This window comes from Streptomyces sp. NPDC033177 (genome assembly GCF_055577715.1).
This window is the reverse complement of the sequence record NZ_JBVIPS010000003.1, coordinates 641,576-654,395: the sequence shown is the minus strand read 5'-3', so window position 1 is coordinate 654,395 and position 12,820 is coordinate 641,576. Positions and strand designations below refer to the sequence as shown.

The window sequence follows — 12,820 nt, the reverse complement described above, 5'->3', positions numbered from 1 at the left end:
TCAGGCCGCCGCCCGCTTCTCCCTCGTCCAGGCCAGCACTTTCTCCGCCGTCCAGGTCGTCACCACGCGTTCGGCGGGCACCCCGCACTCCTCGGCCCGCTCGCACCCGATCACCTGCCAGTCCAGCTGGCCGGGCGCGTGCGCGTCGGTGTCCACCGAGAACAGCACTCCGGCATCCACGGCCCGGCGCAGCAGCCTGCGCGGCGGGTCGAGCCGTTCCGGGCGGCTGTTGATCTCCACCGCCGTGCCCGCGGCCGCGCACGCGGCGAACACCTCGTCCGCGTCGAACTGCGACTCCGGTCTGCCGCGCCCGGTGACGAGGCGGCCGGTGCAGTGACCGAGCACGTCGGCCCGCGGGTTGCTGACGGCGGCGACCATGCGCCGCGTCATCGCGGCGGCGTCCATCCGCAGCTTGGAGTGCACGGAGACGACCACCACGTCCAGACGGTCGAGCAGCTCCGGCTCCTGGTCGAGCGAACCGTCGTCCAGGATGTCGCACTCGATGCCCGTGAGCAGCCGGAAGGGGGCCCAGCGTTCGTTCAGGTCCGCCACCACCGCCAGCTGCTCGCGCAGCCGCTCCGGCGAGAGGCCGCGCGCGATGGTCAGCCGGGGCGAGTGGTCGGTGAGCACGGCCCACTCGTGGCCGATCGCCTGGGCCGCACGGCCCATCTCCTCGATCGGGCTACCGCCGTCGGACCAGTCGGAGTGCAGGTGACAGTCACCGCGCAGGAGCGCCCGCAGCTCGGCGCCGCCCCCGGAGAGCGGGGCGTCCGCCTCACCTTCGAGCCGCTGCAGATACCCCGGAACGTCGCCGCCCAGCGCCTCGCTGATCACACCGGCGGTCTTGGGGCCGATCCCCTTGAGCGACTCGAGGGATCCGTCGGCGACGCGCCGCGCGGCCTCACCCTCGGCAAGACCGCCCACCACGGCCGCCGCGGTGCGAAAGGCCCGCACCCGGTAGGTCGGGGCACGGCCGCGCTCCAGCAGGAAGGCGATCCGTTCCAGCGCCTCGACGGGATCCATCAGCACCTCCGGCCGTCGGGGACCACGACGGCATACGTGTGCTTCCAGCGTCGCCCACAAAGGGCGGCGGGGCATGTGAGGGCCGGGGCCCTGTCCGCCCCGGAGTGACGCCTACGCCGCGGGTTCGGCGGACGAGGCGTCGGGCACGACGGTGATCGGCCCCCTGAAGTCCAGCACGGCCTCGGCTCTCTGCTGGGTCTCCTCGGCTGCCTTGCGGGCTGTCGCGAGGACGTCGCCGTGCTCCTGGACGAGGGTTTCGTAGATCGGCGCCTCAGCGGCGTCATGGGCTGGCATGACCAGCGGCTCCTTGTTCGGGTGGCGGTAATGGTTCAGATCGGCCGCATGCGACCGGTCCGCGACCTTACGCTGCGCGTGCGGGCCCCCGCGGACCGGGGTCGAACGCTGAGACGTCCGCCCCGGGGCACCGGGGAAAGCCCGGGGAGGCCGGGAATCCGGCGGGTGTAGGCGAGATGGGCGCCCCGCACGCCCGAGGCCGGGCGGGATCAGTGGGCCGATGTGAGACTGCTGGTGAGGCGGTGATCACACATGGCGAGCCATTCCAGGGAACCCGGACCCGGGAACCCGGACGCGGGACTTCCGGCACCCGGAAGTCCCGGCCCGGATAGCCACGGCCCCGGAGCCCCCGGCTCGGGGAAGTCAGGCCCGCGGCAGCCCGGCCCCGGGGAGCAGCTGTTCGAGCAGTTGCTCGCCTCGGCGCACGCGGCGGCGCCGATGGAGCTCCCCGCCCTGGCGCAGCGCTTCGCCGACGCCGTCGGGCTCGACCGGATCGACATCTACCTCGTGGACATCCAGCAGCGGGATCTGGTGCCGCTGTCCGACGGGCCGCCCACGCTCGGTGTGGACGCCTCCGTCGCCGGTTCGGCCTACCGGGCGCACGCACTCCGCGTCGAGGAACTGCCCCACGGCCGGATCGTCGCCTGGCTGCCCCTGATCGACGGCGCCGAACGCCTCGGCGTGATCGGGGCCACGGCCGCGGCCCTCGATGTGGCGTTGCTGCGCCGCTGCCGCATGCTGGCTTCGGTCCTGGCCATGACGATCACCTCGAAGCGGGCGTCGAGCGACAGCTTCGCGCGCCGGACCCGGTCCGAGACCATGCAACTGCCCGCCGAGATGCTCCGGGCCTTCCTGCCGCCCAGGACGATCGGCAACTCCCATGTGATCTCGACGGCCGTTCTCGAACCGGCGTACGAGATCGGCGGCGACGCCTTCGATCACTCGCTGACCCCGTCGACCCTGCACGTGGCGATCCTGGACGCCATGGGCCACAACCTCGCGTCGGGTCTGACGACCGCGGTGGCCATGGCCGGCTGCCGCAACGCCCGGCGCGCGGACGCCGAACTGCCCGAGCTCGTCGACACCGTCCAGCGCGCACTTGCCGAGTGGCTGCCCGAGCAGTTCTGCACAGGGGTCCTCGCTCAGCTCGACCTGGCCCAGGGCATCCTGCGCTGGTGCAACTGCGGTCATCCGCCGCCCCTGCTGATCCGGGACCACCGCGTGCTCGACCGCGCGCTCGAGCGGCCGTCGCAGCCGCCCATGGGGACACCCGCTCAGCTGGCCGGCGTGACGTGGGAGGTCCACGAGCAGAGGCTCGAACCGGGTGACCGGGTGCTGATGTACACCGACGGCGTCACCGAGTTGCGTACCGGTGGCGGGGCCCAGTTCGGCCTTGAACGGTTCACGGACAGCATCATCCGCGCGACCGCCGCGGGTGAACCGGCGCCCGAGGCCCTGCGTCAGCTCATCCACTCCATCCTCGACCGGCAGGACAACCAGTTGCGCGACGACGCGACACTGCTGCTCCTTGAGTGGCGCCCACCGGAAACGCGCTGACCTGCCGCTGCCTCACGCTTGCCCCGCTGCCCCGCGACTCTCCTCACGGCTCTCCCGCGTGCCGGAACGTGTGTTCTGGATCAGGGTGGATACACGGCAGGACACCAGCGACAGTCGCGCATGAAGGAGGACGAGCACCGTGGGAAACGACGAGGTCATGGGCGACGAGGTCTACCAGCCCGACACGGACGAGGCGGAGGTCCGCGAGGACGAGGGCATCCTTGACGCGGAGGACACTCTCAACGACCGCGGGGCGGATCCGTACGACGAGGGCTGGTCGCCGCCCGAACGCCCTCTTGGCGTGGGCCACACGGGCACCACCGCCCAGGAGCAGCAGGAGGGCGAGAGCCTGGACGAACGTCTCTCCGAGGAGCGGCCCGATCCCGCGCTCGAGGTTCGCGATCCCGCCGAGGAGGACGACGGCATCGGTGACACGACCGACACCGACGGCGAGCCGATCGAGGACGCGGAGGTGGGAGACGCCCGCGCCGGACGGCTGTTCACCCCGGACGACGGGGCGAGCGTGGACGCGGAGGACGACGCCGAGCAGGACATGATCGGCGAGGACATGGGCATCGACGGCGGGGCGGCGTCCGCCGAGGAAGCCGCGGTGCACGTCATCGACGGGGACTCCGACACGGCGAGGTGACCGCCGCTGCCTCACGAACGGCTGAGCGGCGGGGAGGTTCAGGCACACCTGCCCCCCGCCGCAGCCGGTGATGCTCCGTCAGCGCAGGTCGAGCCGCATCAGGACGCGGGGGTGACCGGCCAGCACGGAGGTGGTGTCGGCGGCGTGGATGAACCCGGCGCGCTCGAAGTTCTTGCGGATCCCCGCGTACGCCATCGTCAGGTCGACCTTGGCCTCACCGTTGTCGAGCGGGTACGCCTCGATCGCCGGTGCGCCGTGGGAGCGGGCGAAGTCGACCGCGCCGACGATGAGGGCGTGCGAGATCCCTTGCTTCCGATGGCCGGGACGCACTCGAATGCACCACAGCGACCAGACCGGCAGATCGTCGACGTGGGGGATCTTGCGGTTGCGCGCGAAGGACGTCTCCGAGCGCGGCGCCACGGCAGCCCAGCCCACCGGCTCGACCCCGTCGTAGGCGAGCACTCCCGGCGAGGGCCGCACACGGCACAACTCGGCGACGTACTCCCCCCGCTCCGGCCCGCGCAGCGCGTTGTTCAGCTTGGACGGAATGCGATAGCTCAGGCACCAGCACACATTGGCGCCGGGCGACTTGGGCCCCACCACGGCACGAACGTCCTCGAAGACCGAGGCGGGGCGCACTTGAACGGTCATGGCGACAGAGTGGCACGCGGGCGGAAGTTCCCGCTCATCGCGCCTGCAACGGAACGTGAACGGAACTGCCCCATGTGCTCCACATGATCTCCACGTGAACCCTTGACCAACGGTTGAGGTTTCGACTAACTCGCAGCTCAGGGGCGTTTATTACTCAATCTTTGGCAGAATTTTGCTCTGTCATCCGCGGTTAATGTAATGGCAAAGTGAGAGACACAGCTGCCGTTCAAGCTGTTACCGGGGCGACGTGGTGCCCGCTGTCCTTCAGCGGTCCGCGCCGCCTCACTGTCACCATCGACCCGACCACACCGCGTCCCGGCTCCGCCGCAGCGACGCAGGAGGCAGGCCAGCATGAAGTCCCTGATCGACAACGCCCGTTCCTTCGCCGCGACACACCTCGCGGCCCCAGAGAACGCCGCGGCCTTCCAGGCCCTCGGCGCCGGGCAGTCGCCCGAAGTCCTGTTCGTCACGTGCTCCGACTCACGCGTCGTACCGTCCCTGATCACCGGCGCACGTCCCGGCGAGCTCTTCGAGCTCCGCACCGCGGGCAACGTCGTACCGATCTACCCCTCCGGCAACGACGCCGGCCGGGACAACCACCCCATGAGCGAAGCAGCCACCATCGAGTACGCGGTATGCGTGCTCGGAGTCCGCGACATCGTCGTCTGCGGACACTCGCACTGCGGCGCGGTAGGCGCCCTGGTGCGGGGCGAGGACCTGTCGGCCGTACCAGCGGTACGCGACTGGCTGAACCACTCCGTCGCCCCCGACGCCGCCCTGCGCTCCCTCGGCGAGGCCTCCCAGGCCGCCTCGGACGTGGCCGAAGCCGTGCAGACCCACGTGCTCGCCCAGGTGCAGAGGCTGCGCGCCTACCCCTGCGTGAGTGAGCGCCTCGCCGACGGCTCACTGAACCTGCACGCCTGGTACTACGAGGTACACACAGGCGCCGTCACTGCCCACGGCCCGTCGTTCGACGACCGGCCGGCTTTCGGTCCCTTGTGAGAGCTGCCACGCCCCACCAACCGGCCCGCTCCCACGACAGGACCCCCCACCCTCATGTCCTCTTCCCGTTCCTCCCTCTCTCCCCTTTCTTCCCTCCGCTCCTCCTTCAGCCCGCTACGTGAACCCGGCGTCCGGCGCAAGGACTTCCTCGCCTCGCTCGTCGTCTTCCTCGTCGCCCTGCCGCTGTGCGTCGGCGTGGCCGTCGCCTCCGGAGTGCCCGCCGAACTGGGCCTGGTCACCGGCATCGTCGGCGGCCTGGTCGTCGGGTTCCTGCCGGGCAGCGCCCTGCAGGTGAGCGGGCCCGCCGCCGGCCTGACCGTCCTCGTCTTCGAGGCGGTACAGGAGTTCGGGCTCGGCATGCTCGGCGCCATCGTGCTCCTCACCGGTGCCCTGCAGATCATCCTCGGCCTGCTGCGCTGCGGCCGATGGTTCCGCGCCATCTCCGTGTCCGTCGTGCAGGGCATGCTGGCGGGCATCGGACTCGTACTGATCCTCGGCCAGCTCTACACCATGGCCGGGGCCGAACAGCCGCGCTCCGGGATCGACAAGATAGCCGGGCTGCCCGGACTGCTCGTCGACGTGCTCGGCGACACCGCCTCCCTGACCGCCGCGGCCCTGGGCATCGGCACCATCGCCGTGCTCATGCTCTGGCCGAAGCTGCCCGCCGCCGTGCGCGTGGTGCCCGCCCCGCTGGCCGCCGTCGCCCTGGCCACGGCCGTGGCCGCCGGACTGCGCCTGGACGTCGCCAACGTGACGGTACGCGGCCTGGTCGACGCCATTCAGCCGCCAGGGCTCGGCGATCTGGCGGCCCTGGGCAGCGTGGCCGTGCTCGGCACGGTCCTCGCGTTCACCCTCATCGCGTCGGCCGAGTCGCTGTTCAGCGCCGCGGCCGTCGACCGCATGCATGACGGGCCCCGCACGCAGTACGACAAGGAGCTCGTCGCCCAGGGCATCGGCAACGCCACGTGCGGCGTCCTCGGCGCGCTGCCGATGACGGCCGTCATCGTCCGCAGCTCCGCCAACGTCCAGGCCGGCGCACGCACTCCGCTCTCCCGCATCCTGCACGGCGCTTGGCTGCTGCTGTTCGCCGTGCTCTTCCCGGCCGCGCTCGGCATCATCCCGCTGGCGGCGCTGGCCGGCGTCCTGGTCCACGCGGGCTTCAAGCTGATTCCCGTCAAGGAGATCGTCCCGCTCGCCCGCGCCCACCGGGGCGAAGCCCTGGTGCTTGCCACCACGGCGATCGCCATCGTGGTGACCAACATGTTCGAGGGCGTGGTGCTCGGCCTGGTGCTCGCGGTGGTCAAGTCCGCCTGGGACACCTCCCATGTACACCTGGACGTACGGGAGTTGACCGGCGGCCGGATGGTCGTCACCCTCACCGGCAACGCCACGTTCCTGCGGCTGCCCCGCATCCTGGAGACGCTGGAGGCCCTGCCCAAGGACCAGCCCATCGAGCTGGACCTGACGGCCGTACGGCATCTGGACCACGCCTGCCGCACGACGCTGGAGAACTGGGCGCTGCGGCACAACGACAGCGGCACGGAGGCGGTCCGCATGAAGACCTCTCCGGTGGCCTCTTCCGAGGCCGATCCGGTGGCCGATGCCGGGGCCGAGAGCTCCGACACGCGGGCCCGCACGCGCCTTTGATGCCGGGAATCCGCCGGCACTGACGCCGGACGCCCATCCCTGAACGCCGTCTGCCGCCCGCCCCGGTGGCAGACGGTGCGGGCCGGTGGGCCCGTCGGCGTGCCCACCACCGCGCAACAGCCGGGCTCGGCATGCGGTTACGCCATCCAGTCCGCCCCCATTGACACTCCCTTGACCATCTCTTTACGTTCAAGGGGATGGGGCGAAGGCTCATAAACCCATCGTTTCGTCAGCTATCGCCAAATAGCCACCATGCATGGAGGTTTCACCGTGGAGCAGCTCATCAAGCGCATGACCGAGGAGTCCGTGTGGCAGAAGTGGGTCGCCGCCAACTCCGCCCAGGCGGGCCCCGGGCAGGGTTCCAAGGACGGCTGCATCAGCTCAGCGCCCAAGAGCGGCTGCATCAGCGCCACCGGCAAGAGCGGCTGCATCTCCTGAGCCACTGAGGCCGCGGGGCCGCCGCCGCACCCTTCTCGGCGGCGGCCCCGCCCCGCTCCCCCCACCCCCACCTGCACCGGAGCCGCCGTGAATCGCCTGCCCAGCGCCGACGTCCTGGACCGCGTACGCGACATCCCCCTCTACCGCGCGTCCACCGAGCGCGGCGACTTCCCCGTCCTGGAGAAGCCGGACATCGCCCGGGGCTTCCCCGACAACTGGATGACTCCCGAACTGGCCAGGGCCCTGAAGACGGGCGAGGCCGAGTTCGTGCTCTCCACCGGGACCAACCACGCCCGTATGCAGATCATCCGGCCGCCGTACTTCCTGCTCCGCTCCTACTACCGACTGTGGAGCGAGCACCCCGACCTCGGCGCCTCCTGGCACTCCGGCGCGCGGCGGGTGTCGCTGACCACCGTCCTCGCCACCGAACACGTCGCACGTGTCAACGCCCGCAAGCCGGGTGCGACCCCGGGAGAACGCTGGCTCGACGACCGCACCCTGTACCTCAACCAACAGCTTGACCCGGCCAGTTGGGAGCGACCCGAGGTCGAGCGGATGCTCGCCGAGATCCGGGAGGCGAGCGCCGCACACCCCGACGGCTCATATCTCCTGGACTGCTCCGGCTATCACCTGGCGCATCTGGTCCGCAAAGTGACCGAGTGGGATCTGTGGGACGGCTTTCCGCGGCCGACCGGCATCGTCCACGCCTACGAGTACACGCCGTTGAACGTCCGGGCCTACCTGCGCGCCCACTTCGACTGCCCCGTCGTCGACCTCTTCGGCAGCACGGAACTCGGTTACCTGTTCTACAGCGACGCCGAGGGCCGCTATCAGCCCTATCTGCACGACATGAGCGTGGAGTTGATCCCGGTGGAGGAGGGCAGCGGCATCCACAGCCTCATCGTCACCAGCATCCGCAACCCCTACATGCCGCTCGTGCGCTACAGGTCAGGCGACTGTGTCCGCACCCGCGACGGCGGCACCGACCCGCAGCAGATCGTCTCCTTCTGCGGCCGCGAGAAGGAACTCCTTCCCGCGCCCGGCGGCCCCGTCGCCCAGGCCGACCTGGACACCCGCATCGCAGCCATCTGCCCCCGCGTTTTCCTGCACCAACTACAGCTGACCGGCGATGACCAGTGCCGACTGTGGTGCACCACGTTCGACGGCGCGCCCCTGACTCCCGGCGAGGAGGGCGAGTTGGCGGCCTCGGTCAGCGCCCTGACCGGCCGTGCCTGTCACGTCGAGCACCGCGCCCACGTACCGATCGGCCGCTCGGGCAAGTACGCCTGGCTGGCCGCGCCGGACCCCGCCTGACTTTCCTGCTCCCGCACGCACGCCCCCACGCCCGCCCGCAGCGCCACCGCCGACAGGACAACGCCATGCACACACCTGCCGCCGCACCCTCCTCCTCTTCTCCCTCCTCCTCCGAAGCAGCCCCCACCGCCCGCGAGTTGCTCGGCAGCGCTCTGCACGACGAGGTGGTGGCACACTTCGCCGCGAAGCCCGGCGCCCCGGCCGCCTCCGTCGTCACCCACCAGGTCCGTGAGTGTCTGCGGTATCTCTACCTCGTCTCGCGCCATCCCGACCGGCTCGGCGGCCTCTTCCTGCCCGTCGAGCAGGACATCGACGAGATCTGGCACTACCTCATCCTGCAGACGCGCGAGTACCGCCGGCTGTGCGAACAGCGGCTGCCCGGCGGCCACTTCATCCACCATCGCAGCATCTCGTACGACGCCTACCAGGCGGACCCGGGGCGCGAGGCGGCCGCCGAGGAGGCCCTGCGGTGGATCCCCCTCTACACCGCCGCGTTCGGCCCCTTCGACGAGGCCGCGCTGCCGCACTGGACGGTCGTACGGTTCCTGCACGAGGAGCTGGAGTTGTCCCTGACGCAGATCGCGGACCTCGACGTCGGCGAGCAGGCGCCCGCGGCCGGCCCTCGCCCGCTCGCCACACCGTGACGGCCGCTCCAGCGACGACAGCGCCGGAGCGGGGAACGGCATGAGCGCCACCGTCACGCGGACCGGAGAAGAGGCTTCGCCCCGCGTGCTGCGGCGTGTGTTGACCGTTCTCGTCCTCTCGCAGGCACTGGGCGGCGCGGGCATGGCGGCCGGCATCACCGTCGGTGCGCTGCTCGCCGAGGATCTGCTCGGTTCCACCGGCCTCGCGGGGCTTCCGGTCGCCTTGTTCACCGCGGGCGCCGCCCTGGGGGCCGCGGTCATCGGGCGGGTCTCGCAACGCCTGGGCCGACGCCCCGGCCTGGCGCTCGGGCACGCCGTCGCCGCGCTGGGCAGCGTCGGAGTCGTGGCGGCGGCCGCGGGCGAGCGGGCGGGGCTGCTGCTGTTCTCGCTCTTCGTGTACGGAGCGGGCACGGCCACCGGGCTGCTCGCCCGGTACGCGGGCGCCGACCTCGCTCCGCCCGAGCGGCGGGGCCGCGCCACCGGCACGGTACTCATGGCCACGACGCTGGGCGCGGTCGCAGGCCCCAACCTCGTCGGCCCGACCGGCGCACTCGCGCACGCCTACGGACTCCCGCGGCTGGCCGGTCCCTTCCTCCTTGCGGCATTCGCCTACACGGCCGCGGGTCTCGTGCTGCTGGTGTGGCTGCGTCCCGACCCCCTGCACCTGGCCCGTCGCCGGCCTGCGCACGGCGCCCCGGCCACCACAAGGGAGCCGGAGGAGCGGGAGGAGCGGGGGCGCTTCTCCCCCGGTGTCGTCACGGGCACCACCGTGATGATCACCGCCCAGTTGGTGATGATCGCAGTGATGACGATGACTCCCCCGCACATGACCGGGCATGGCCACAGCACGCAGGCCGCGGGGTTCGTCATCGCCCTGCACGTGGGCGCGATGTTCCTGCCCTCCCCGCTCAGCGGTCTGCTCACCGACCGGCTCGGACGGCTGCCCGTGGCGGCCGCTTCCGGTGCCGTCCTGCTGAGCGCGGGTGTGCTCGCCGGTATCGCCCCGCCGGGCAGCGTGCCGCTGCTGTCCTGCGCTTTGGTCCTGCTCGGCCTGGGCTGGAACCTGGCGCTGGTCAGCGGTACCGCCCTGATCACGGATGCCGCCCCGCCCGACAGCCGTGCCTCGGTGCAGGGCCTGGCCGATGTGGGCATGTCCCTGGCCGGCGCGACGGGTGGCATGGCCTCGGGCCTTGTGGTGGCGGGCGGCGGTTATCCGCTCCTGGCGGTGGCCGCGGGCACGCTGGCCGTCGCGGTGATCCCAGCGGTGGCCCATCGGGAGAATCGCGCAACCGTGCGACGATGCCCGCGAGTTGACCGCGATCACAGCGAAGGACCGCGCGACGTGTGACGCACAACCAGGCCATCGGTACGCGTCACACGCACTTCCTTCGCTGACCTCGCCGACGGCTGATCGTCGGCGAACGCGGCGGAATCCGGGCGGAATCCGGATGCGTGACACGGATTTTCCGGGGCACCCGCCTTCTAGGCCCCGCCGCGTCCCCCCGTCGCGGCGGGGCCGCTGTCCTTCATCGGCGGCTGCGCACCAGCAGGTACACGAAGTACGGCGTCCCGATGGCCGCCGTCATGAGCCCCGCGCCCAGTTGCGCCGGGGCGATCACGGTCCGGCCCAGCAGGTCCGCAAGGCAGACGAGCGTCGCGCCCAGCATCATCGCCACCGGGACCACCCGCAGATGGCGCCTGCCCACCAGTGCGCGAGCCGCGTGCGGCGCCACGAGTCCCACGAAGCCGATCGTGCCGGCCGCGGCCACCGCGGTGGCGCTGAGCAGCACGCTCAGGACGAGGAAGCCGAGGCGTCCACGGGCCAGATCGAGGCCCAGGAGCCGCGGGGTGTCCTCGTCGAGCGACACGAGGTCGAGTTCCTTGCGGCGCGAGATCGCCACGACCGCCCCGGCCACGAGTACGGCCGCGACCGGCAGGACATCGGTGCCGGTGCGTCCGTAGGTGGAGCCCGAGAGCCAGATCAACGCCTTGGTCGCGCTGAACCGGTCGGTGAGAACGATGACCAGGCTGATCAGCGCCAGGGACCCCGAGGACACACCCATGCCGACGAGGACGAGCCTGCTGTTCTGGAAGCCGCCCCTCGCCGCGAGCCCGAAGACGACCAGGGAGCTGACCGCCGCGCCGGCGAACGCGGCGCCCGCGATGCCCCACGATCCGACGCCCGGTGCCGAGGTGACAAGGATGATGGCGCCGAGCGCCGCTCCACCGGACACGCCGAGCGTGCCGGGTTCCGCGAGCGGATTGCGGGTCACGGACTGCACGAGCGTGCCGGACAGCGCGAGCGCGGCGCCCGCGAGGAGCGCGGCGAACACGCGTGGCACGCGGGTGTCGAGGACGAAGGTGATGGCCTGACCCGACTGGCCACGGGCCCAGTTGACGACGTCGCCGAGCAGGAACGTGCTGTCGCCGATGAGCACCGCGGCGATCGTGACGCCGACCAGCGCGACGACGAGGAGGACCACGGTGATGACGTAGGCCGTGCGGCTCGGGATGCGCAGCCGGTCCGGCGCGGCGGCAGTGGCGCCGTCGCGGGTGCGCATCGCCATGACGACGAGGAACACGGCGCCGACGACGCTCGTGATGACGCCCGTGGGCACGGTGACGGCGGTCTGGGAGGACGTCACCGCACGGAGGAGCACGTCGGAACCGAGCACGAGGGCGGCGCCCACGAGACCCGCGACGGGGATACGGATGCGGTGGCGCACCAAGGCGCGGAAGCGACCGGCCAGCGGCCGCACCAGGGCCGGGGCGCACAGTCCCACGAAGGCGATCGGCCCCGCGAGCGTCACCGTCGCGGCAGCGAGCAACGACGCCAGGACGACGGACGTGACGCGCGTACCGCGGACCGGGATACCGAGTCCGTGCGCGGCGTCATCGCCCAGGGCCAGGGCGTCGATGCGGCGTGCGATCAGCAGGAGGCCGGCGAGCGCGGGCACGATGACGGGCGCCATCTGGACGACGCCGTCGAAGCCGTTCTGGCTGATGCTCCCCTGACCCCACTGGTAGAGGCCCTCGGTCCGTTCGGGGAAGAGCAGGAGCAACGCCTCGGTGAGGGCGTTGAGTCCGAGGGCGAGCGCGCTGCCCGCCAGGACGAGGCGAACGGTTCCGGCGCCGCGTCCCGACACGGCGAGGACGACGGCGGCCGCCGCGAGACCGCCGAGGAACGCCACTCCCGATGAGGCGAGCAGCGGAGCCGTGGCGCCGCTGGCGACCAGGATGGTCACTGCGAGGTAGGCACCGCTGTTGACGGCGAGGGTGTCAGGTGCGGCGAGCACATTGCGGGTGACGGCCTGCAGGGTGGCGCCCGCCGCGCCGAGCGCGACGCCGATGAGTATCCCGGCGACCATGCGCGGCATGCGTGAGGCGATGACGACGGAGGAGTCGCCCTGCTCGGCCTGGCCGGTGAAGGCCTTCCACACCTCGCCGGGACCGACGGACGCGGTGCCTTGCGTGATGTCGATGACGGCGAGAACGGCGACCAGGAGAACCAGACCGGCCGTCACCGCGACCGCGCCCGTCGGGGACGACGTGACGGCGCGCTCGGATGTGGCTGGGGGCGTTGCGGTGACGGCCACGGTCT

Annotated in this window: 12 protein-coding genes; 8 read left to right on the top strand and 4 right to left on the bottom strand. The window is 71.6% G+C overall.

The window, feature by feature from the left end; all coding sequences use genetic code 11:
- Both ACZ5U5_RS14190 and ACZ5U5_RS14185 read right to left on the bottom strand, forming a co-directional pair.
- On the bottom strand, window positions 1-1,023 hold the full coding sequence (locus ACZ5U5_RS14190; RefSeq protein ID WP_469020562.1) for a PHP domain-containing protein: 1,023 nt from the start codon (window positions 1,021-1,023) through the stop codon (window positions 1-3).
- Window positions 1,024-1,134: 111 nt separating this feature from the next.
- Window positions 1,135-1,317 (bottom strand): hypothetical protein, encoded by a 183-nt coding sequence (locus ACZ5U5_RS14185; protein ID WP_469020560.1) that lies wholly within the window; start codon window positions 1,315-1,317, stop codon window positions 1,135-1,137.
- 252 nt (window positions 1,318-1,569) lie between these two features.
- On the opposite strand from ACZ5U5_RS14185, the gene ACZ5U5_RS14180 reads away from it, so the two are divergent.
- Window positions 1,570-2,874, top strand: coding sequence for a PP2C family protein-serine/threonine phosphatase (locus ACZ5U5_RS14180; protein WP_469020557.1), 1,305 nt, complete (start codon window positions 1,570-1,572; stop codon window positions 2,872-2,874).
- 157 nt (window positions 2,875-3,031) lie between these two features.
- On the top strand, window positions 3,032-3,523 hold the full coding sequence (locus ACZ5U5_RS14175; protein WP_469020888.1) for a DUF5709 domain-containing protein: 492 nt from the start codon (window positions 3,032-3,034) through the stop codon (window positions 3,521-3,523).
- Between the two features lie 78 nt (window positions 3,524-3,601).
- Here ACZ5U5_RS14175 and ACZ5U5_RS14170 read toward each other — a convergent pair whose 3' ends face one another.
- On the bottom strand, window positions 3,602-4,174 hold the full coding sequence (locus ACZ5U5_RS14170; RefSeq protein ID WP_469020555.1) for a GNAT family N-acetyltransferase: 573 nt from the start codon (window positions 4,172-4,174) through the stop codon (window positions 3,602-3,604).
- Between the two features lie 351 nt (window positions 4,175-4,525).
- On the opposite strand from ACZ5U5_RS14170, the gene ACZ5U5_RS14165 reads away from it, so the two are divergent.
- The 6 genes from ACZ5U5_RS14165 to ACZ5U5_RS14140 all read left to right on the top strand — a co-directional run bounded on the left by ACZ5U5_RS14165 (window position 4,526) and on the right by ACZ5U5_RS14140 (window position 10,567).
- Complete coding sequence (locus tag ACZ5U5_RS14165) at window positions 4,526-5,176, top strand: carbonic anhydrase (RefSeq protein ID WP_469020552.1); 651 nt, start codon at window positions 4,526-4,528, stop codon at window positions 5,174-5,176.
- Window positions 5,177-5,230: 54 nt separating this feature from the next.
- On the top strand, window positions 5,231-6,823 hold the full coding sequence (locus ACZ5U5_RS14160) for a SulP family inorganic anion transporter (protein WP_469020550.1): 1,593 nt from the start codon (window positions 5,231-5,233) through the stop codon (window positions 6,821-6,823).
- A 270-nt stretch (window positions 6,824-7,093) separates the two neighbouring features.
- On the top strand, window positions 7,094-7,261 hold the full coding sequence (locus ACZ5U5_RS14155) for a hypothetical protein (protein ID WP_469020548.1): 168 nt from the start codon (window positions 7,094-7,096) through the stop codon (window positions 7,259-7,261).
- Between the two features lie 87 nt (window positions 7,262-7,348).
- The gene (locus ACZ5U5_RS14150; RefSeq protein WP_469020545.1) at window positions 7,349-8,575 is read left to right on the top strand and encodes a hypothetical protein; all 1,227 of its coding nucleotides are present in this window, start codon (window positions 7,349-7,351) and stop codon (window positions 8,573-8,575) included.
- A 65-nt stretch (window positions 8,576-8,640) separates the two neighbouring features.
- Window positions 8,641-9,219: a glycine-rich domain-containing protein gene (locus ACZ5U5_RS14145; RefSeq protein WP_469020544.1), complete on the top strand. Its 579-nt coding sequence runs from the start codon at window positions 8,641-8,643 to the stop codon at window positions 9,217-9,219.
- 40 nt (window positions 9,220-9,259) lie between these two features.
- Window positions 9,260-10,567, top strand: a complete 1,308-nt coding sequence (locus ACZ5U5_RS14140) for an MFS transporter (protein WP_469020542.1) — start codon at window positions 9,260-9,262, stop codon at window positions 10,565-10,567.
- A gap of 178 nt (window positions 10,568-10,745) precedes the next feature.
- Here ACZ5U5_RS14140 and ACZ5U5_RS14135 read toward each other — a convergent pair whose 3' ends face one another.
- Window positions 10,746-12,815 (bottom strand): iron ABC transporter permease, encoded by a 2,070-nt coding sequence (locus tag ACZ5U5_RS14135; protein WP_469020540.1) that lies wholly within the window; start codon window positions 12,813-12,815, stop codon window positions 10,746-10,748.
- Between the last annotated feature and the right edge of the window lie 5 nt (window positions 12,816-12,820).

Bases quoted from the DNA above. Each gene is read 5' to 3' on its own strand.
- ACZ5U5_RS14160 (WP_469020550.1), top strand. From the start codon at position 5,231: ATGTCCTCTTCCCGTTCCTCCCTCTCTCCCCTTTCTTCCCTCCGCTCC.
- ACZ5U5_RS14165 (WP_469020552.1), top strand. From the start codon at position 4,526: ATGAAGTCCCTGATCGACAACGCCCGTTCCTTCGCCGCGACACACCTC.
- ACZ5U5_RS14180 (WP_469020557.1), top strand. From the start codon at position 1,570: ATGGCGAGCCATTCCAGGGAACCCGGACCCGGGAACCCGGACGCGGGA.
- ACZ5U5_RS14190 (WP_469020562.1), bottom strand. From the start codon at position 1,023: ATGGATCCCGTCGAGGCGCTGGAACGGATCGCCTTCCTGCTGGAGCGC.
- ACZ5U5_RS14185 (WP_469020560.1), bottom strand. From the start codon at position 1,317: ATGCCAGCCCATGACGCCGCTGAGGCGCCGATCTACGAAACCCTCGTC.
- ACZ5U5_RS14175 (WP_469020888.1), top strand. From the start codon at position 3,032: ATGGGCGACGAGGTCTACCAGCCCGACACGGACGAGGCGGAGGTCCGC.
- ACZ5U5_RS14170 (WP_469020555.1), bottom strand. From the start codon at position 4,174: ATGACCGTTCAAGTGCGCCCCGCCTCGGTCTTCGAGGACGTTCGTGCC.
- ACZ5U5_RS14145 (WP_469020544.1), top strand. From the start codon at position 8,641: ATGCACACACCTGCCGCCGCACCCTCCTCCTCTTCTCCCTCCTCCTCC.
- ACZ5U5_RS14140 (WP_469020542.1), top strand. From the start codon at position 9,260: ATGAGCGCCACCGTCACGCGGACCGGAGAAGAGGCTTCGCCCCGCGTG.